Origin of the sequence: Pseudovibrio sp. FO-BEG1, from assembly GCF_000236645.1 — a bacterium.
Classification (GTDB): Bacteria; Pseudomonadota; Alphaproteobacteria; order Rhizobiales; family Stappiaceae; genus Pseudovibrio.
Map to the genome: position 1 here is coordinate 1,349,192 of NC_016642.1, position 19,663 is coordinate 1,368,854.

The window sequence follows — 19,663 nt, forward strand, 5'->3', positions numbered from 1 at the left end:
AAAGAGATGTAAAGTGCAGAAAGCCGCAGCGTAAACTTGGAAATTGCGTTAAACAAGAGGCGTATACCCAGACTTGCAAAAAACTATAGTATGCGCATCTTGAAGTTTGAGTGAAGCTGCCAACCAAAATTCGTCACCACGACGCTCCCAGACCAATAACAATACGTGAGTGAACAGTGCGTTATCGCCATGATCTGAAAGGCGATGAGACGGCGGCAGCAGGATTGCTTTTGAGGGAAGCAATCTGATTTGAGGGGGGAGACCGAATGAACCTGGCAGAGTGGCTGGCCCGTACAGCCAGAATAACACCGGATGCACCTGCGCTCTTTCATGGAACGCAGCAGATGGCAACCTATGGCGAGTTTGGCGCACGCTCCGCAGCCATCGCCGGTGCGTTGCAGCGGGAGTACGGTGTGGCCAGAGGCGACCGCGTTGCCATCTTCATGAAAAACCGCAGTGAATATCTGGAAGCCAGCTACGGCATCTGGTGGTCTGGCGCCGCAGCAATCCCGATCAACGCAAAGCTACACCCGAAGGAAGCCGCGTGGATCATTGAGAATGCCGAAGCCACAGCCGTCTTCATCTCAGATGATGTGGGCGAGGATCTGATCAGGGAGATCGATCAGACCAAAACCAAAGTCATCTCGGTGGACCAGGACAGTTATCAGCACATGCTCAAGGCTGAGCCGTTGGCCGAGCCGGTGCCGATTGATGCGCAGGATATGGTCTGGCTGTTCTACACCTCCGGCACCACAGGCCGCCCCAAAGGGGTGATGATGTCCTCGCAAAACATCCAGAGCATGATGTTCGGTTACTATGCGGGCATCGGCACCCCCACGCACGAAGACGCCACGCTTTACGCAGCTCCCATGTCTCACGGTGCGGGGATCTACAGCTTCATGCACGTTGTGGCCGGCGGCAGACACGTCTGCCCCGTCTCAGGCGGATTTGACGCAGCCGAGATTTTGGAAATCGCACCCAAAATCGGCAGGATCGCCATGTTTGCAGCCCCCACAATGGTGCACAGGCTGGTGGACGTCGCCAAAGCCACAGGTGCAACGGGTGAGGGGCTGGACACAATCATCTACGCCGGCGGGCCTATGTATTTCGCCGATATCGTTGAAGCCGTTGACGTTCTCGGCCCACGCTTCGCGCAGATCTACGGGCAGGGCGAATGCCCCATGGCCATCACTGTGCTGAGCCGTGAGCAAGTGTGCGACAGAAAACATCCCAGATGGCAAGAAAGATTGAAGTCAGTTGGGGTAGCTCAAGTCGCGTCTCGTGTCCGTGTGGTAGGAGAGGATATGAAAGACCTGCCCAATGGTGAGATTGGCGAGATTGTCGTGTCCGGTTCAGCAGTCATGCTGGGCTACTGGAACAATGAGGACGCAACGGCATCTACGATCATCGATGGCTGGTTGAAAACAGGCGACATGGGTGCGCTGGATGAGGATGGGTTCCTCACCATGCACGACCGCTCGAAGGATATGATCATCTCGGGCGGGTCCAACATCTATCCTCGCGAAGTGGAAGAAATTCTGCTGATGCATCCGGATGTATCTGAAGTCGCAGTAGTCGGTCGGTTCCATGAAGAGTGGGGCGAAGAGGTGGTGGCTATCATCTCTCCAGAAAAGGGAAAGACCGTCGATTTCGCGGAGCTCGACCAGCTCTGCATTGACAACATCGCGCGTTTCAAGCGTCCGAAGCAGTACATCGCTATGGAGCAGTTGCCGAAGAACAATTACGGCAAGATCCTGAAGCGAGACTTGCGGGAGATGCTGAAGGGACCGGAGAAAGGTGGATCAGTCTGATGAAGACCTTTGAAATTCGTAGTGCTCGCTCAAAAGATATCTCGCAGATCGGAACAGTCGGTCTGGCCTCATGGAAACGGGGCATCGGCCCCCATGTGCCGCAGGTGGCACATGACACCATGAGCAAAGCGTCCTTCACGGATTTTGCAAGTGCCTGTCTGGATCAGATTGTGGTGGCCGTGAAAGAAGACCGCGTGCTCGGCTTTGCAGCAACAGAACACGCCGACAATTTCATCACCGACCTCTGGATCGACCCGGACTACGAAAGTAGCGGACTGGGCACCGCACTGGTGGAAGAAGCCGAACGCCGCATAGCGGCCCGCGGCTACCACACCGCAGAAATCTCGGTCCTCATCCAGAACGATCGGGCCTTAGGCCTCTATCACCACATGAAGTATGAGGACGTATTCGAGGCAACCAAGTTCGACGAAGACCTCCACTGCGAAATCACCTACATCCGCCTCCGCAAACATCTCCCGTTCTACGCTGAAGAAATAGCCTGAGGAGAACCCTCAGGCGTGCCACCGGTGGAGTGGGGAGATAGTGCAGCTGCCGCCCATAAACTCGCTTAATTTATGCCGAAGTTGGAAATGTTGTAGCTATATCATCCGGTTGTGGTGATGGTGGCTTGCGGCGTTGTCACTAAACAGTCAGTTTTTCTTGTCCGGTATAGCGGCTTGGTGTAGATGGACTTCTGGTAACCATTCCTCCCCAAGTACCCAAAGGTGACCAAATGAGCGGTGCCGAGAAAGTTGAGCCGGATGCGTTTGTAGCGATTTGCCCGTCGAGGCAGGTGCTGGTGCGGTTGGCTGAAAAATGGACAATGCTTACGATTGTTGCCCTAGAGGGTGGGCCACTACGTTTTGGAGATTTGAAGCGGAAGGTGGAAGGCGTTTCGCAAAAAATGCTGACCCAAACTCTTCGAAATCTCGAGCAGGACAAGCTTCTCACGCGGAAGGTCTATGATGAAATGCCGCTGCGGGTGGAATACGAGCTGACCGCCTTAGGCAAAGACCTGTTGCCTCTCATCAAGCAAATAAAGCAGTGGTGTGAAGCCCACTTCAATGAGATTATGGCGCAGTAACATGTGAGATGGGAGAGGCAGAAACGAACTGCTGCACATCACATCGCGCCCATCGCGTCTGCTCAATCAAATCTTCCCAGTAACGCCTCCAATAAGGTGCTAACTCGCGTTCGATGCACCTATCAACTCCATCGAAAATTGATGCATTAAGCGAGCAACAACAGGGGTGGGCGAAAATTTCCTGCTCTTCTAAGCTCAAAAATAGACACGCTCCAGTGCTTGCTTTGCATACATTATAACCAATTGAAATAACTAGTTTTATCATGAAGATGGCGCCTTGATTTAGCTTTCTGGTTGCTCCCGTTTCCTATCATTAAAGCCAAAAAATGCGCCTAGTTACCATCAGGTACCTAATTGACTATGTATACCAGATTGCAGATTTATACTCCATCTTGAAGCAAGACTGGAGCAGCAGATGAAAATCGGAATCTTAGGTGCAGGCAACGTCGGCACACGCCTTGCAGAACTGGCCCGCGCAGCAGGACATGATGTGTTGGTTGGCAGCCGTAAAGGAGATGCCTCACTTGCTGATGCATCCAGACACGGCGATATCATCCTCATTGCCGTCCATTACCACGCCGTGGAAGAGGCATTGAAACCCTTGAGCGAGTTGCTTGCCGGGAAGATCGTGATTGATGCAACAAACCCTCTCAATGACGATTGGTCGCCACGCATGCTGGGAGAAGATACCTCAGCCGGAGAAGAGATCGCAAAGCTCTTGCCGAACTCCAAAATTGTAAAAGCCTTCAACACAGTCTTCGCAGACATCATGAGTACCGAAGGTCTTTCGCGCAATGGCAGTGCAGTGACAGTCTTCGTCGCTTCCGACCTCGATGATGCGGTTAAGACGGTTGCTGACTTCGCAAAAAGCATCGGTTTTGCACCTGTCACAGCCAACAAGTTGATGGTTGGACGTTATCTGGAAGCAATAGCACACCTGAATATTGAGCTGGCTGTTGGACAAGGCGGAGGAACCAACGCAGCATTTCTGTACCATCGTGGTTAGATGAGAGGCTCTAAAGATGCCGATTAAAAGGATCAGCTTTGATGTTGCAGGAGATCAACTCATTGGCAATCTCCACTTGCCTTCCAGTAAAGGTGTTCACCCCGCTGTCGTAACGTGCGGCCCAATGACATCCGTAAAGGAGCAAGTGACGGGAACCTATGCTACTGAGTTGGCCAAACAGGGTATTGCCGCATTGGCGTTTGACCATCGCCACTTTGGCGAAAGCGCCGGGGAACCAAGGCACTATGAGTTCTATAAGGACAAGATTGCGGATCTCGAAGCAGCGTTTCATGCCCTATCAGCTCAGCCTGAAGTTGCCTCGCATCAGATAGGTGCAGTCGGCATCTGCCTTGGATGTGGTTACATGGCGCATGCAATTGCAAACCGGTCGGACATTCGCGGTTTTGTTGGGATTGCGGGATACTACCGTGATGTCGAAGCCATGAAAGCTGCTGATCCAATAGGCTTTGCCGACAAAGTTGCGCAGGGCAAGAAGGCACGGATGCATTACGAGGCGACAAGCTATGTCGAAACCATCCCTGCAGCAGCGTTGAGCCAGGATGCTGCTATGACGATGCAATCCACATTCGACTATTACACAAAGCGAGCCGTTCATCCGAACTACGAAAATCGCTTCGCTGTCATGTCGCGCGAGTATTTTCTGGAGTTTGACGTACAAAGTGCCGCGCCGCACATTAGGACGCCTTTTCTCATGGTGCACGGGCCCAATGCCCTCAACCCATCGTGGGCAGATAAGTTCTACAAGGCAGTGCCAGGGCCTAAAGAACAAGCAGTTGTTACGTCAGAAGGGCAGACGGATATCTACGATAATCCTGAGATCGTGAAGGCCACCGTGTCACAGGCAGTCGAGTTCTTGTCACGGGTTCTCTAAGCGACTGATCCGCAAAACAACAAAATGAATGGAAGGCAGCAATAGTGGTGTTCTGCCAATGAAGGAGTGTGCCTTGTGCGCAGCCTCACTGATTTGCCTTCTCAAACAATGTGCAGGCCCCATCAACCTGCACCTCAAACAGCTGTCCGTACTTTCTCGTCAGAGCAGCTGAACTCTCAGAAAATGGAGACAAACCCATGTTTATGAAGAAAGTAACAACCGGAATTTTCACCGCAGCAGCAATGGTGAGTTTATTGGCATCAGCTCAAGCGGCGGAGGAAAAACACATCTTCAAATTTGACGATGTGGCATGGCAGGAAACGGGGCTCGAAGGGGCTGAAATGGCCGTCCTTTGGGGCAAGGAAGAAGACGGCAGCGCAGTTTATGCTTTCCGCATTCAGCCGGGGGTCGGCATCCCACCCCACACGCACTCCAACGATTACTGGGGTATGGCAGTTCAGGGAAACTGGGCACATATCGATGAGGAAGGCAGAGAAGTTATTACTGCACAAAACGCATTCGTCCGCATCAAAGCAGATGATGTTCACTCAGATCGCTGTGCTGGCCCGGAAGTCTGCATCAACGTGCTCGACTTCAACGGCACCCGCGACATTGCCTTCCCTCAATAAGCACGAAGCAGGCCACCGCTCATAACAGAGCAACCTGGTCAGCAACCGCGTGAAAGCAACTTGTTACTCCCATAACAACAAAAACTGAGTTTGCCTCAAATCTGGCCTGCAAGTCCCTCAACTTACAGTCTGTTTGAGACAACACATCTCCCAAACATTGCAGCTCACTGCAACACCTCGCCCCGGTCCTCTCTCAAGAGTGCTGGGGCTGCTTGTGCCAATCCAAAGTGTCCATTTGCTCAGGTAATCAGAGAGTTCTCAAAGCGCATTTTAGTTCGAGACTTCACCGCCATGGCAAAGCATCTCAAACCTACTCGAAGCAATCGAAGGTTCGTCGCTGGCTCTCCACACGAGCAACAAGCTCTTACTTACCTTAACCTCCACAATGCATCTAAGGTCCGCGTTCCCCGCAACCCACCAAATCAATTGTATTGTGCACCGACTTTCTTCGCTGCAACGCGATCCCGCAGGGCTTGCGCTTTTTTCTTCTTCTCGACGGCGGCTTCTCCTCCGGCGGTGTCTTTGTAAAGGCGGAGGCCTTCTTCTTCTTCATCGCTGCTTTTTTGAAGGGCTGTATCGGTGTAGCTCTTGCGATCAGGTGCTTTGAGGAGCTTGTAATAGAGCCAATAGTAGCGAGAGCCTTCCTTCAGGTAGCTCAAGGATTTGCTGATGATCTCAGTAAAGTACTTGGAATAAAAAGCGAAAGGATTTTCCAGGGGCAGAGAGCTGCGTCTGTCTTTTCGGTACTTCAGGCGGAAGAAGCCGCCTTCCAGAGGGTGAACACCCTCCAGCTTCACCATGAGATAGAAAAACAGCATCAAAAAGAGCTTGTTACTTGGCCGCCCCTTAGGGTGTGTTGCCGCTCTTCGCAGAACAGTCTCAATATGCTCTGGAGAGTAATAAGTCATCCACGCTTCCAGATACACATTCTCCCATTCCTCATCGCTCATTTTGTCATGATGCGCGACCCGATGGTTCAGGTCATACTTGTTGAGATCCTCATCCATCCATATGTTTTTACGATATAAATTCAGATGATCCTCAGAGCCGGGAAGGGGTGTCAGATAGAAGAACTCCAGCAGATCCAGCGGCAGTTCCTTTTTGATAATTTCGATATCCCGTAGGATGCTTTCGCGGGTGTCAGAGGGGAAACCAAGGATATAGCCAGCATATGTTGTCGCGCCGTGAGCACGCCATTCCTGCAACATCTCGCGATATTCAGTGATCTTATTCTGGCGTTTCTTTGCCGCGAGTAGGTTGTCTGGATTGATGTTCTCCAATCCAATAAAGACCCGGGTTACGCCCGCCGCACAGGCCTTTTCAATGAACCGGTCAATGCGGTGGCACAGGGTATCAACCTGAATGATGAACTTGATATTGAATCCATGGTTTTGGCGAAGATCGATGATCCGATCAAACAGCGCTTCCCAATCCTTGTTCCGCGCAAAGTTATCGTCAGTGATAAAGAACCGGTTGATACCCTGCGCGTAGTTGCGGCGAATAATGCGCTCAACGTCATCCGCTGACCGACTGCGGCTCTTACGGCCCTGCACGTTGATGATGGTGCAGAAGGAACATTGATAGGGACACCCGCGCCCCAGATCAAAAGAAGAGTGCGATCCAGCCGTCCGGATGATGTGCTTTTGCGGCAAAATCGGATCGGGCTGACTGTCCAAATTCGGCAGATCATTCATGAAGTTGTAGAGCGGCTTCAGGGTGCCGTGCAGCGCATCTTCTAAAACTTCATCCAACCGCTGGTTTTCAGCTTCCCCCGCAAAAAACGAGATGCCCTCATTTTGCGCGTCGACAATTTGCTGCGGAATCTCAGGAAGCATGGAGACGCAGCCTGAGATGTGAAAACCGCCGATGCACACCTGAATATCAAGCGCTCTGAACTGATGCGCTAGATCCAGCGCTCGTGGAAACTGATTGGATTGCACGCCCGCCAATGCGATCAAGGCACTGCCACCGTCCTTGCGCACCATCCTGGCGATACGCTCAGGCTTCACCCGCCTGTTCGTTTCATCATAACTGTGAAGCTTAAGCTCCACGCCATCACCCAGCACGTTCCTGTTCTGGCAATCCTCCGCCAGACCATAAAGGCAGGCAAGTGTGTTGGAAGGAATGGCAGAGCGGAGCCACTGAATGGGATAGCCCTCATCATCGTAGTGCGTAGGCTTGATGATTATGAAGTGAAACTTGCTGGGCTTCCCTTGGACGTTTGCCCGTGATTTTCTGCCAACGTCATAATGAATGCTCATAAATTATTGCCTTTATAACGCAGAAAAGACGGGCACTAAGCTATGTTCTAGCGCCATCCAGAAAGAGTACTCTGCGTAAACTAAGGCATTTTATTGGTCAGGGAGCCATTCAAATTTGGAGTAACCCAATAGAATGAAAAGGCTATTTTATAAATAGCCTATACTTTTCAATGAGTACTGAGAAACTACTCGAATAATCGTAACTCATAATCCGCGGGATGCTTATACACGCCGCCCTGAGGTTTTCCCTCCAGCTGTTCAAAACAAGAGCAACAGCAATCAGCGCAACCTTTCACCATCGGGTTTGAACAGCAAGGCCCGTGAGGCGGGCAGGGTCAGCCGCAGAGTGTCGCTGTTCTGCTCAAGGCGGTTGCCGCGGCTTTCGGCGATCACCTGCACACCATCCGGCAAAGTGCAGTAGGCGTAGCTGGTTTCGCCAAGGTTCTCGACCAGCGACACGCTCACATCTGCACCAACACCACCATCACTGGCGCCAACCACAAAGTGCTCCGGGCGAATGCCCACGGTCAGCACGGCGTCTTCCATCACAGCAGACGAAATCCCTGGCATGACCAACGTCTGTCCCTCAAAACCGGATACGGAAATCTCAAGCCCGGCATCCGTTGAGCGAACGGCTTTGCCACTCAGGAAGTTCATCTTCGGGGAGCCGATAAAGCCGGCCACGAACTGGTTCGCCGGATCATCATAAAGCTCCAGCGGTTTGCCCACCTGCCGGATATATCCACCTTCCAGCACCACAATCTTGTCCGCCAGCGTCATGGCTTCCACCTGATCGTGTGTCACATAGATCATGGTCGCGTCCACTTCCTTGTGCAGTTTAGCCAGCTCAATGCGCATCTGAACGCGCAGTTCTGCGTCAAGGTTGGAAAGTGGTTCGTCAAACAGGAACACCTTCGGATTGCGCACAATCGCTCGACCAATCGCCACACGCTGCCGCTGACCACCAGAAAGCGCCTTCGGGTGCCGGGCCAGATACTCCTCCAGCTTCAGAATACGCGCCGCTTCATCCACCCGCCGCTTGATCTCATCCTTGGGGTGACCGGTCATCTTCAGGCCAAAGCCCATGTTTTCGGCAACGGTCATATGTGGGTACAGCGCATAGCTCTGGAACACCATTGCAATGCCGCGTTGAGACGGATCGATGTCCGTCACATCCTCATCCGCAATATGGATGGTTCCGCTACTGCTGGTCTCAAGCCCGGCAATGGTCCGCAGCAAAGTGGATTTCCCGCAGCCGGAAGGGCCAACGAACACGACAAACTCGCCGTCCTCAATGTCCAGATCCACGCCATGGATCACCTGCGTGTCGCCATAACTCTTCTTTAGATCGCGCAACACAACTGCGGTCATCGGTTCCCCTCCCGGAATATGTCTTCACTATCGGCGCGGAGGCCTCCCAAAGCCCCGCACGCAATAGGATTTAAGTCATAAAATCAAACTCCCAGCGCAATCTGGGCATTTTCTGAAATCTCTTGAACCGCCAGTGTCATGGCGGGCAAATACGTCTCGACCATTGTGTCCAGCGAGGTCACATAGGTCGTGCTGGTCACGGAAAGCGCGCCAATCGGCTCCCCGCGTTTGTTCAGGATCGGCAAGGCCACGCAGATGATGGAATCCTCATGCTCCTCATCATCAAACGCATGTCCGCGTGCGCGAATACGAGCCAGCTCATCACGCAGCATCTTCTCGTTCACAAACGTCTTGGCTGTATGACGCTGGAAGGATTGCGCCCGGATAGCCTCTGCCAACCGCGCCTCAGGCAAAGCCGAAAGCATCGCCTTGCCTACGCCGGTGCAATAGGCAGGGCCAATTTTACCCGGGCTGGAGAACATGGAAACACTGCGCGGCGGCAACCGCTTGTCCACGTACAGCACCTGATTGTTGTCCAGCACCGCCAGATGGATGGTCTCTGGAATTTGCGCGCTCAATTGGTCAAGGCTATCCCGTGCCACACTGGCAAGGCTTGCCCGGCTCCACGCAGAATGGGCCAGTCGCAACACCCGCATGCCGATGGAATAGGTCTGATGCACCTCATCGTGAACCAGCATGCCTTCCTTCACCAACTGTCGCAATTGACGGTGCAAGGTGGCCCGGCTCAGCGGCAAGGCGTTCAAAAGCTCTACGAACCGTGGGGGTGATTCTGCCAGCGCAACCGCGTCCAGCACCACCAGTGCCTTGGAAATGGGGCTAGTGAGGTCCTGTTCGGTTTCCTCAGAGATACTCAGGGTTTGTGCGCCCATTTCCTGTTGTTTCCTTACCCGTTCCGGAAATCTGCAATTTTCATACAGATCCCTTCCTAGTTCCTTTGGTTGACAATTATGCACTAGCACGTAACTATTTCAATGGTCAAAACAAAGTTTCATTCAGTGGAACTTTTATCTTGGCGATATTGGGAGGTTTAAGTGTTTAATTTTAGCAAAGTAGCTGCGGGTGGTTTCGCTGCAGCATTTATGATTTCAAGTTCCGCATATGCCGCTGGCGATCTGATCATCAATCTCGACCAGACGGATCCGGCTCCAAAAAAAGCATTTGAAGACATCGTGGCTGGCTTCTCCAAGGAGAACCCGGACGTGAACGTCATCGTCAACACGATGCATAAGGAGGGCTATAAAACCTCCATTCGCAACTTCCTCACAGCAGACGCACCGGATCTGGCAACATGGTACGCGGGCAACCGCATGGCACCATTCGTCAATGCCGGTCTGTTTGAAGATGTCACCGATGTCTGGGAAGAAAATGGTCTGAATGAGCAGCTAAAATCCGCAGCGGCTTCCATGACCATAGATGGCAAAAAATGGGGTGTGCCTTACACCTACTACCAGTGGGGCATCTACTACCGCAAAGATATCTTCGAAGAGCAGGGCATTGCTGTTCCAACCAACTGGGATGAGCTGGTTGCAGCATCCGCCAAGCTTAAAGAAGCAGGCATCACGCCATTCACCATCGGCACCAAAGCTCTTTGGCCAACCGGCGGCTGGTTCGATTACATGAACCTGCGCGTCAACGGCTACGAGTTCCACATGGACCTCACATCAGGCAAGGTGGCTTACACTGATGACCGTGTGAAAGCGGTGTTCGACAAGTGGTCCGAGCTGGTTAAGCCAGGCTACTACAATACCAACCACCCGGCGCTGGACTGGCAGGATGCTGTGCCAAACCTCGTACAGGGCAAAGCCGCCATGTACCTGATGGGCAACTTCGCGGTGGACGTGTTCAAGAACGGTGGCCTGAAAGAAGAGCAGATTGGCTTCATGCAGTTCCCGGAAATCACTCCGGGCATTCCAATGGCTGAAGATGCACCAACGGACACCATTCACATTCCTGCAAAAGCCAAGAACAAAGAGGATGCCAAGAAGTTCCTCGCGTACATGGCACGCGCGGATGTCCAGACAGCAACCAACATCACACTTGGTCAGCTGCCGGTAAACTCCGGTGCAGAGCGTCCTGAAGAGCGCATCCTGCAGCAGGGCTTCGACATGCTCTCCAACGCTTACGCGCTGGCACAGTTCTATGACCGTGATGCTCCAGCAGAAATGGCTAAGGCTGGCATGGAAGGCTTCCAGGAGTTCATGGTGAAACCAGACCGTGCAGACGCTATTCTCAAGCGTCTCGAGAAGATCCGCACCCGCGTTTACAAGTAGTAGGAAAGCGGAATTTATACGTAGGGTGGCGGAAGAATTCGCCACCCTATGCTCTAGGAATGGATAGAGCAGAAGCACAAAACCTTCTGCAGGGGGACATCAATGAGCGAGCAGGCCTTGGCACCTGCCTCACCGGGAAACAGACCACCTATTTCATCGGGCGGGCGTGCCAGAACCAGATCTTCAAAGTGGATTGCCAATCAGCGCAAGCTTGCACCCTGGCTCTTTCTCGTGCCCGGGGTTCTGATGTTTTTGGTCTATGTGATTGCGCCCATCGGCCAGTCCATAGCCATCAGTTTTTATGATTGGGATGGCATCGGCGCCAAAACCTTCATCGGCATCGAAAACTATATCGAGCTGTGGGATGATGAGGCGTTCTACACGTCCCTTTACAACAACGTTTTATGGCTTGTGCTTTACATGCTGGCAGTGCCCGCAGGGCTGATGATTGCGATTTTCCTCAATCAGACAGTCACCGGCATTCGCATCTACAAGTCTTTGTTCTTCTTCCCGTTTGTGATCAGTCAGATTGTGGTGGGCCTCATTTTTTCATGGTTCTATGCCCCCAATTTCGGCCTGTTCACCAAGCTGCTGGAGTTCCTCGGCTTTGAGGGCATCGCTGTCCTTGCTGATGAGCGCTTCGTCACCTACGGCATCATTGCTGCTGGCCTGTGGCCGCAGATCGCGTACTGCATGATCCTGTATCTCACCGGCCTCAACAATGTCTCGCCGGATCAGATTGAAGCGGCGCGGCTGGACGGCGCCAAAGGCTGGAAGATGCTGTGGTACGTCATCATCCCGCAGCTGCGCCCAGCCACCTTCATCGCTGTTGTCGTGACCATCATCGGCGCGCTGCGCTCGTTTGATCTGGTCTCCATCATGACCAGCGGTGGCCCCTATGGGTCAAGCCGCGTGCTCTCCTATTACATGTATGAGCAAGCGCTGTCCGAGTATGGCTTCCGCATGGGCTACGGCGCGTCCATCGCCGTTGTACTCTTCGCCATCATGATGGTGTTCATCACGCTCTTCATCGTGCGAATGCTGAAAGACGAAAGGGAGGGCTACTAAGATGTTTCCAACTCCCGTCGCAAATGCATCCGCACCAACCCGTGTTGCCTACAAGGTGGCTTTGCCAGTCTCACTACTGGTCTGGCTCCTGCCACTGATCGGCGTCATGGTCACCTCTATTCGCCCCGGCTCAGATTTGGCCATGGGCAACTACTTCGGCGTGCCGTCCTCGTTTGAGCTCGGCAACTATCTGACCGTTTTCCAGAACACGCCCATGGGCCTGTTCATCCTGAACTCGTTCAAGGTCACCATTCCAACAGTGATCGGCGCCATCGCTCTGTCGTGCCTGACTGGCTATGCGCTGGCGACCTACAAGTTCAAAGCCAATCTCTGGCTGTTCTTCATGTTCGTGGCCGGCAACTTCGTACCTTTCCAGATCCTCATGGTCCCGGTTCGTGATCTCACACTGAAGATGGGCCTTTACGATACGGTGACAGGTCTGGTGCTCTTCCACGTGGCCTTCCAGACAGGTTTCTGCACGCTGTTCATGCGCAACTTCATCAAGGCCCTGCCAAGTGAGCTGATTGAAGCAGCTCGTGTCGAAGGCGTCTCAGAATTGCGGATCTTCTGGTACGTGGTGCTACCGCTTATGCGCCCAGCCATCGCGGCACTGTCTGTGCTCATCTTCACGTTCATCTGGAACGACTTCTTCTGGGCCACCGTTCTGGTGCAGGGCACACACGCCATGCCAGTCACCGGTGGTATCATCTCGCTCAATGGCCAATGGGTCGCGCAATGGCATCTGGTCTCCGCCGGGTCCGTCGTTGCAGCCATGCCACCGGTCATCATGTTCTTTCTCATGCAAAAGCACTTCATTGCAGGGCTAACGCTGGGGGCGACCAAGGGCTAACCAAATACCGGAAGCAGGTTTGCCCCAAGCAACCCTGCTTCCAAAACATCCATCAATGCCAAAGGCGCCAGAAAAAGTGCCTGAAGCTAATAATAAACATAAAAGGGAACAGGGGGCATAAGTGAACCAAGTGGCATCGCCAAATAACGACCTCCGTCAGATCACAACTGCAGGCAGCTGGGTCGCCGTGGATTGGGGGACCTCCAGTCTTCGGGCATGGCTGATTGACGAAAACGGAGCAACGCAAAACAGCGCAAAATCAACGCAAGGCGCTGGAACGCTGCAACCTTCTGAATTTGAAGGAGTTTTGCTGGACCTGATCGGGGACTGGTTACATAGCAACGCAAAACCAACGCAAGTGTTCATTTGCGGCATGGCTGGCAGTCGTCAGGGCTGGCTGGAGGCAGAATATGTGCCTGTGCCAACCAAACTGGCAGAACTGCACCAGCATCTGGTTTCGCCCCAAACAGGTAATGCCCGCATCCTGCCGTTCATAGTGCCCGGTCTCTGCCAAAAATCAGAGCAGCACCCGGATGTTATGCGCGGTGAGGAAACCCTGCTGCTCGGCATTCTGGACGAGTTATCCGACAAATCCGGCGTCTTCTGCCTGCCCGGCACCCACAGCAAATGGGTGGAGATGGAAGAGGGGACAGTTGCCCGGACTTCTACCTTCTTAAGCGGTGAGTTGTTCGCCCTCATCGCCAAGCAGTCCATTCTGCGTCACTCATTGGACACAGAGGCAGAGTTGGACAAAGACGTCTTCCTCGCCACGCTGGATCAGCTAAAAAATCAGGAAGCTACATTGCTCGGCAACCTGTTTGGCCTGCGCGCCGGACAGCTGCTGAACGACACCAGCCTGCAAGCTGGCGCTTCCAAACTCTCCGCACTTGTTATCGGAACAGAGCTTCTCGACATGCTCGCCAAGTGCGGGGACAATCCACCCAAGCAAGTCCACCTGGTCGGTGGCAGCAAACTCGCTCAAAATTACGCGCTGGCCCTGCAACATCTCGGCATCACGCCAATCCTCCACGATGCAGACAAAGCCGCGCTCAAAGGACTTTCCGCCGTCAGACAAGGGGCACTCAATGACAACAGCTAAACAAACACCAGAGCGCAACCTCATGGCTATCCTCCGCGGAGTGCAGCCACATGAGATTCTGGATATTGTGGAAGTACTTATAGAAGCTGGCTTTTCACAGATCGAGGTGCCACTCAACTCACCAGACGCCCTCAAATCTATCACCATGGCGCAGGACAAGTTCGGCAAGTTATCCGCCATCGGCGCGGGGACAGTTCTCACCGCAGAGCAGGTCAAACAGGTCCGTGCAGCAGGCGGAACCTTCATCGTCTCACCCAATTACGATGAAGACGTTATCCGCACCACCAAAGCAGAAGGCATGGCATCCTACCCGGGTGTTCTCACCCCAACCGAATGCTTTGCAGCGTTGAAGGCTGGCGCTGATGCACTCAAGATATTCCCGGCGTTCCAAGTGGGCGTAAAGGGCATTCAGGCCGTACGCGCCGTGCTGCCAAAAGAGACGCTGGTCTATGCGGTTGGCGGTGTCGGCCCTGCCGAGTTCGCCCAGTACGTGGACGCAGGCTGTCAGGGCTTCGGCATGGCAAGCAACCTGTACAAGCCGGGGCACACCGCCGCGCAGGTTGCTGAAAATGCGAAGGAAATGGTAGCAGCCTATGATGCGCTCAAACTCGGAGAGAGTGCATGAGTGAGCCCTATGTTTTTGCCAAAACAGAATGCAGCTTAGGGGAGGGCCCTCTTTGGAGTGCCCGCCACGATGCTCTGTTCTGGGTGGACATCAACAACCATCTGGTGCTGAAGAAGGGCATAACCGGCGACCTCGAAACATGGAAGTTCGACGAGCCGGTCTCCGCTTTTGCACAGATCCCAGACAGTGATGACTTCATGTTATCCTCTGCAACAGGTCTGTATCGCTGGTCTCCGGGCACACATACCCGCAACCTTATCCTCCCTGTCGAGGACCAAAACCCCGTCACCCGCTCCAACGACGCCCGCACCGACCGCACCGGCGGTTTCTGGATTTCCTCCATGGGCCGAAAAGCAGAAAAAGGCGCAGGCAGCCTTTATCGCTTTTTTAAAGGGGAATTAGCACAGGTCGCCAGCGACATCACAATCCCGAATTCCCTTTGTTTTTCACCAGATGGGAGCACTGCGTACTTTTCAGACACGGTGACATCTCAGATCATCAAATGGTCACTAAATGCGCAAAGTGGCCTGCCAGAAGGGCCCGCGGAGGTATTTGCCGATATCTCCGGGACAGGATTTGGCCCCGACGGTTCCGTGGTTGATGCTGAGGGATATCTCTGGAACGCTCAATGGGGCGGATACAGAGTCGTCCGCTACAAACCTGACGGAATGGTGGATCGCATTATTGAGATTGACGCAAGTCAGGCTTCTTGTCCTGCGTTTGGTGGGGCTGACTACAAAACGCTGTTTATTACCACGGCTCGCGAAAACCTGAGCGAGGAACAGCTGGCGAGAGAGCCGCTTGCTGGTTCGGTTTTTGCGGTCTCTATTGATACTCCAGGTCTGCCAGACCCAGAACTACAAATGTGATCTCATGAGCGATAAGAAACACTTAGGTATCTGTTACTACCCAGAACACTGGTCAGAGGACTTATGGCAGCAAGATGCCAAAGAAATGGCCGCGCTGGGCATTACCTATGTGCGTATCGCTGAGTTTGCATGGTCCCGCATTGAGCCAGAACCCGGACACTTCTCATGGGACTGGTTGGACAGCGCCATTGAGACTCTCGCAAGTGAGGGTCTCAAGATCGTCATGTGTACCCCAACCGCTACTCCACCACGCTGGATGGTGGATAAGCACCCGGACATGCTCGCCGTAGACGAAAACGGCCACCCCCGAAAGTTCGGCAGCCGCCGCCACTACTGCTTCTCCCACGAAGGCTACCGCTGGGAATCTCGCCGGATCACGGAAATCCTCGCCGAGCGATACGGTAATCACCAGTCCATCGTCGCCTGGCAAACCGACAACGAGTACGGTTGCCATGAGACAGTCCGCTCATGGTCTGCGTCTGCACACAAAGCCTTCCAGCTCTGGCTGGCGCAAAAGTACGGCAATATCAAAGCCTTGAACGAAGCTTGGGGCAATGTGTTCTGGTCCATGGAATACAACAGCTTCGAGCAGGTCGATCTGCCGAACCTGACCGTGACAGAGAGTAACCCATCTCACAGGCTTGATTTCAAACGCTTTTCATCGGATCAAGTCGCCGAGTTCAACGGAGAGCAGGTTGATATCCTGCGCAAGCTCTCCCCGGGCCGCCCAATCATCCATAACTTCATGGGTAACACGTTCTCCTTCGACCACTACAAGATCGGAGACCAGCTCGATATCTCCAGTTGGGATTGCTATCCCATTGGTTTCCATAGTCAATATCAGATGGAAAACCCTCTGGGCACACCAGAAGGCTACTGGGAAGATTACTTCCAGCAAGGTGATCCAGATTATCAGGCCTTCCATCACGACCTCTACAGACAAGCAGGCCACGGCCGCCTCTGGATCATGGAGTTGCAACCCGGCCCCGTGAATTGGGCACCTTATAATCCGATCCCGCTGAAGGGCATGGTGCGCCTGTGGAGCTGGGAAGCTTTCGCCCATGGTGCTGAAACCACAAGCTATTTCCGCTGGCGTCAAGCGCCATTCGCGCAAGAGCAAATGCATGCAGGGCTCAAGCAGACCGATAACAAACCAGCACAGGCCTATGTAGAAGCCGCGCAGGTTGCCCGTGAAATCGAGGAGCTCGGTGCATTCACACCCTCTGAAGCTCCCGTTGCTCTTGTCGTAGACTACGAAAGCCACTGGGCACATGAAACTCAGCAGCAAGGTCAAGACTTTAGCTACTTCCGGCTCGTTCTCGCCTACTATCGCGCGCTCAGGCAGAAGGGCGTTGATGTAGAGATCATCAGGCCAGCCTCACAAGACTTATCCCCCTACAAGCTGGTGATTGTCCCCGCCCTGTACGCAATGAGCGAAGAACTATCCGAAAACCTCGCCGCCTATGTCGAATTCGGCGGCGTCGTCCTCGGCGGTCCTCGCCTCGCGCAAAAAGACAAAAACTATCAGATCTCACAAAAGACTTTGAACCTGCCAAAACCCTTTGAGGCCATTGAGGTTTTGCGCGTTGGTACAAGCCCGAAAGAGTTCGCAACCACCGTCTCAGACCTCGCTGATCAGGAACGCGGCAAAGCCTACGTCTGGCAAGAAGAGGTCACCACTGGCCTACCGATCCTGTTCGAAGATACCAACGACCATCCGGTCTTTACGGGCGAAAACAACATCTACTACGTTTCCGCATGGGCAGACCCAGCTCTGATGAGCGCCATTCTGGATGAGGTCTTCAAGGCTGCAAAAATAGATAAGGTGGAATTGCCAAACGGATTGAGAAGAAGCAAAACGTCCATTGGCACTTTCTATTATAACTATTCGAAAAATAAGATGAATTTGAAAGCGCTGCGTCTTGCTGATGCAGCGGAATTGGATGGATTGGAGCTGCCTCCCGCTGGGGTGGCTCTGGTTCGGGAAGGAACTGAAGAGCTATGACTGAAGCTCCAAAAACAAAACTCCGCTCACAAGAGTGGTTTGACTCGCCAGACAATCCGGATATGACCGCACTTTATCTGGAGCGCTACCTGAACTACGGCATAACGCGTGAAGAGCTTCAGTCAGGCCGCCCGATCATCGGTATTGCCCAGACGGGGTCCGATCTATCCCCGTGCAACCGCCACCACCTGGTGCTGGCAGAGCGTGTGCGCGAAGGCATCCGCGAAATGGGCGGCATCTGCTTTGAGTTCCCGGTCCATCCTATTCAGGAGACCGGTAAGCGCCCAACTGCAGCTCTCGACCGCAATCTGGCCTACCTTGGGCTAGTCGAAACCCTCTACGGTTATCCGCTCGACGGCGTCGTGCTGACCATCGGCTGCGACAAGACCACGCCAGCATTGCTCATGGCGGCGGCCACAGTGAACATCCCGGCGATCTGCCTGACGGTTGGCCCAATGCTCAACGGCTACCACAACGGCGAACGTGTGGGCTCTGGCACGGTTATCTGGAAAGCCCGCAAGATGTTGGCGACCGGAGAGATCGACTACAAAGAGTTCATGAACATGGCTGCGGACTCCGCGCCGTCCGTTGGTTACTGCAACACCATGGGCACAGCCTCAACCATGAACTCACTGGCTGAAGCACTGGGTATGAGCCTGCCGGGTTGCGCCTCTATCCCCGCGCCATATCGCGAGCGCGGTCAGATCTCTTATGAGACCGGCAAGCGTATCGTGCAGATGGTGCATGAAGATCAGAAGCCTTCAGATGTTCTCACCCGCAAAGCCTTTGAAAACGCAATTGCAGTGAACTCCGCTATTGGTGGCTCAACCAACGCACCAATACATATCAACGCAATCGCACGCCACATCGGCGTTGAGCTGCACAATGATGACTGGCAGAACCACGGACACAAAATCCCACTACTCGCAAACGTTCAGCCAGCAGGCGCTTATCTGTCGGAAGAATTCCACCGTGCAGGTGGTATTCCGGGCATCTTCTCTGAGCTTATGAAACACGACCACATCCACAAGGATGCGATCACGGTTTCTGGCAAAACCACCGATGAGATTTATGGAAACAGCTCCGTCAAAGATTACGACGTGATCTATCCCTATGACAAACCGATGATGAAGGACGCAGGTTTCCTCAACCTCACGGGCAATCTCTTCAGGTCCGCGATCATGAAAACCTCTGTAATTTCAGCGGACTTCAGAGCGCGTTACTTGTCTAATCCGGATGATCCGGAAGCGTTTGAAGGTAAGGTCGTGGTGTTTGATGGTCCTGAGGACTATCACCACAACATCAACAATGAGGCCCTTGGCATTGACGCCAACACCATCCTCGTAATCCGCGGAACCGGTCCGGTTGGCTATCCGGGCGGTGCTGAAGTGGTGAACATGCAGCCGCCGGATGAGCTTCTGAAGCAAGGCATTGATGCACTGCCATGTATCGGGGATGGCCGTCAGTCCGGCACCTCCGGCTCACCATCTATCCTCAATGCATCCCCGGAAGCAGCTGTCATGGGCGGCCTCGCATTGTTGCGTAACGGCGACATTGTGCGGCTAGATCTGAAGAAGGGTGAAGCGAACGTGCTGATCTCTGATGAGGAACTTGCGACGCGCAAGCAGGAGCTTGCTGAAAGCGGTGGCTATGAGTTCCCTGAGCACCAGACACCTTGGCAGGAAATTCAGCGCGGGATCGTGGATCAGTTTGATGAAGGCATGGTGTTGAAGCCAGCAGTCAAATACCAGCGCATCGCGCAAAAAGGACTGCCACGTCACAGTCACTGATGAGAACATAAA

The 19,663-nt window shown here is 53.6% G+C and carries 17 protein-coding genes; 14 read left to right on the forward strand and 3 right to left on the reverse strand.

The features are described 5' to 3' along the window. The first annotated feature begins 266 nt into the window (after positions 1-266). From PSE_RS06230 to PSE_RS06255, 6 genes are all read left to right on the forward strand, one after another. On the forward strand, positions 267-1,811 hold the full coding sequence (locus PSE_RS06230) for a class I adenylate-forming enzyme family protein (RefSeq protein ID WP_014284080.1): 1,545 nt from the start codon (positions 267-269) through the stop codon (positions 1,809-1,811). After that, a complete protein-coding gene (locus PSE_RS06235; protein WP_014284081.1) occupies positions 1,811-2,314 on the forward strand; it encodes an N-acetyltransferase in 504 nt (167 codons plus the stop codon). Before PSE_RS06230 ends, PSE_RS06235 begins: the two co-directional genes overlap by 1 nt. 230 nt (positions 2,315-2,544) lie before the next feature. Then, positions 2,545-2,895, forward strand: a complete 351-nt coding sequence (locus PSE_RS06240) for a helix-turn-helix domain-containing protein (protein ID WP_014284082.1) — start codon at positions 2,545-2,547, stop codon at positions 2,893-2,895. Positions 2,896-3,310: 415 nt separating this feature from the next. Beyond that, entirely contained in the window at positions 3,311-3,901 is a 591-nt protein-coding gene (locus PSE_RS06245) for an NADPH-dependent F420 reductase (protein WP_014284083.1), read from the forward strand. A gap of 16 nt (positions 3,902-3,917) precedes the next feature. Next, the gene (locus PSE_RS06250) at positions 3,918-4,793 is read left to right on the forward strand and encodes an alpha/beta hydrolase (RefSeq protein ID WP_014284084.1); all 876 of its coding nucleotides are present in this window, start codon (positions 3,918-3,920) and stop codon (positions 4,791-4,793) included. Between the two features lie 197 nt (positions 4,794-4,990). Further along, positions 4,991-5,422 (forward strand): cupin domain-containing protein, encoded by a 432-nt coding sequence (locus tag PSE_RS06255; protein ID WP_014284086.1) that lies wholly within the window; start codon positions 4,991-4,993, stop codon positions 5,420-5,422. 422 nt (positions 5,423-5,844) lie between these two features. On the opposite strand, the gene PSE_RS06260 is transcribed toward PSE_RS06255, so the two are convergent. The 3 genes from PSE_RS06260 to PSE_RS06270 form a co-directional block, all read right to left on the reverse strand. Then, positions 5,845-7,683: a radical SAM protein gene (locus tag PSE_RS06260; protein WP_014284087.1), complete on the reverse strand. Its 1,839-nt coding sequence runs from the start codon at positions 7,681-7,683 to the stop codon at positions 5,845-5,847. A gap of 279 nt (positions 7,684-7,962) precedes the next feature. Next, positions 7,963-9,054: an ABC transporter ATP-binding protein gene (locus PSE_RS06265; protein ID WP_014284088.1), complete on the reverse strand. Its 1,092-nt coding sequence runs from the start codon at positions 9,052-9,054 to the stop codon at positions 7,963-7,965. Positions 9,055-9,137: 83 nt separating this feature from the next. Then, on the reverse strand, positions 9,138-9,944 hold the full coding sequence (locus PSE_RS06270) for an IclR family transcriptional regulator (protein WP_014284089.1): 807 nt from the start codon (positions 9,942-9,944) through the stop codon (positions 9,138-9,140). A 210-nt stretch (positions 9,945-10,154) separates the two neighbouring features. Here PSE_RS06270 and PSE_RS06275 point away from each other — a divergent pair, with 210 nt between their 5' ends. The 8 genes from PSE_RS06275 to PSE_RS06310 all read left to right on the forward strand — a co-directional run bounded on the left by PSE_RS06275 (position 10,155) and on the right by PSE_RS06310 (position 19,651). Next, on the forward strand, positions 10,155-11,345 hold the full coding sequence (locus tag PSE_RS06275) for an ABC transporter substrate-binding protein (RefSeq protein ID WP_008552698.1): 1,191 nt from the start codon (positions 10,155-10,157) through the stop codon (positions 11,343-11,345). A gap of 246 nt (positions 11,346-11,591) precedes the next feature. After that, entirely contained in the window at positions 11,592-12,413 is an 822-nt protein-coding gene (locus PSE_RS06280; RefSeq protein ID WP_008552779.1) for a carbohydrate ABC transporter permease, read from the forward strand. Position 12,414: 1 nt separating this feature from the next. Then, on the forward strand, positions 12,415-13,263 hold the full coding sequence (locus PSE_RS06285; RefSeq protein WP_008552799.1) for a carbohydrate ABC transporter permease: 849 nt from the start codon (positions 12,415-12,417) through the stop codon (positions 13,261-13,263). A 121-nt stretch (positions 13,264-13,384) separates the two neighbouring features. Continuing rightward, a complete protein-coding gene (locus PSE_RS06290; protein ID WP_208998099.1) occupies positions 13,385-14,362 on the forward strand; it encodes a 2-dehydro-3-deoxygalactonokinase in 978 nt (325 codons plus the stop codon). After that, a complete protein-coding gene (locus tag PSE_RS06295; RefSeq protein ID WP_014284092.1) occupies positions 14,349-14,987 on the forward strand; it encodes a 2-dehydro-3-deoxy-6-phosphogalactonate aldolase in 639 nt (212 codons plus the stop codon). The genes PSE_RS06290 and PSE_RS06295 overlap by 14 nt, the downstream gene beginning before the upstream one ends. Beyond that, positions 14,984-15,856, forward strand: a complete 873-nt coding sequence (locus PSE_RS06300) for an SMP-30/gluconolactonase/LRE family protein (RefSeq protein ID WP_041768059.1) — start codon at positions 14,984-14,986, stop codon at positions 15,854-15,856. Before PSE_RS06295 ends, PSE_RS06300 begins: the two co-directional genes overlap by 4 nt. 4 nt (positions 15,857-15,860) lie before the next feature. Further along, positions 15,861-17,861, forward strand: a complete 2,001-nt coding sequence (locus PSE_RS06305; RefSeq protein ID WP_014284094.1) for a beta-galactosidase — start codon at positions 15,861-15,863, stop codon at positions 17,859-17,861. Further along, positions 17,858-19,651, forward strand: coding sequence for an IlvD/Edd family dehydratase (locus PSE_RS06310; RefSeq protein ID WP_014284095.1), 1,794 nt, complete (start codon positions 17,858-17,860; stop codon positions 19,649-19,651). The genes PSE_RS06305 and PSE_RS06310 overlap by 4 nt, the downstream gene beginning before the upstream one ends. The last annotated feature ends 12 nt before the right edge of the window (positions 19,652-19,663 follow it).

Excerpts from the sequence above, each read along its gene's own strand:
- PSE_RS06250 (WP_014284084.1), top strand. The coding sequence starts at position 3,918 with ATGCCGATTAAAAGGATCAGCTTTGATGTTGCAGGAGATCAACTCATT.
- PSE_RS06245 (WP_014284083.1), top strand. The coding sequence starts at position 3,311 with ATGAAAATCGGAATCTTAGGTGCAGGCAACGTCGGCACACGCCTTGCA.
- PSE_RS06310 (WP_014284095.1), top strand. The coding sequence starts at position 17,858 with ATGACTGAAGCTCCAAAAACAAAACTCCGCTCACAAGAGTGGTTTGAC.
- PSE_RS06295 (WP_014284092.1), top strand. The coding sequence starts at position 14,349 with ATGACAACAGCTAAACAAACACCAGAGCGCAACCTCATGGCTATCCTC.
- PSE_RS06300 (WP_041768059.1), top strand. The coding sequence starts at position 14,984 with ATGAGTGAGCCCTATGTTTTTGCCAAAACAGAATGCAGCTTAGGGGAG.
- PSE_RS06235 (WP_014284081.1), top strand. The coding sequence starts at position 1,811 with ATGAAGACCTTTGAAATTCGTAGTGCTCGCTCAAAAGATATCTCGCAG.
- PSE_RS06280 (WP_008552779.1), top strand. The coding sequence starts at position 11,592 with ATGTTTTTGGTCTATGTGATTGCGCCCATCGGCCAGTCCATAGCCATC.
- PSE_RS06265 (WP_014284088.1), bottom strand. The coding sequence starts at position 9,054 with ATGACCGCAGTTGTGTTGCGCGATCTAAAGAAGAGTTATGGCGACACG.
- PSE_RS06255 (WP_014284086.1), top strand. The coding sequence starts at position 4,991 with ATGTTTATGAAGAAAGTAACAACCGGAATTTTCACCGCAGCAGCAATG.
- PSE_RS06230 (WP_014284080.1), top strand. The coding sequence starts at position 267 with ATGAACCTGGCAGAGTGGCTGGCCCGTACAGCCAGAATAACACCGGAT.
- PSE_RS06305 (WP_014284094.1), top strand. The coding sequence starts at position 15,861 with ATGAGCGATAAGAAACACTTAGGTATCTGTTACTACCCAGAACACTGG.
- PSE_RS06240 (WP_014284082.1), top strand. The coding sequence starts at position 2,545 with ATGAGCGGTGCCGAGAAAGTTGAGCCGGATGCGTTTGTAGCGATTTGC.
- PSE_RS06285 (WP_008552799.1), top strand. The coding sequence starts at position 12,415 with ATGTTTCCAACTCCCGTCGCAAATGCATCCGCACCAACCCGTGTTGCC.
- PSE_RS06270 (WP_014284089.1), bottom strand. The coding sequence starts at position 9,944 with ATGGGCGCACAAACCCTGAGTATCTCTGAGGAAACCGAACAGGACCTC.
- PSE_RS06275 (WP_008552698.1), top strand. The coding sequence starts at position 10,155 with ATGATTTCAAGTTCCGCATATGCCGCTGGCGATCTGATCATCAATCTC.
- PSE_RS06260 (WP_014284087.1), bottom strand. The coding sequence starts at position 7,683 with ATGAGCATTCATTATGACGTTGGCAGAAAATCACGGGCAAACGTCCAA.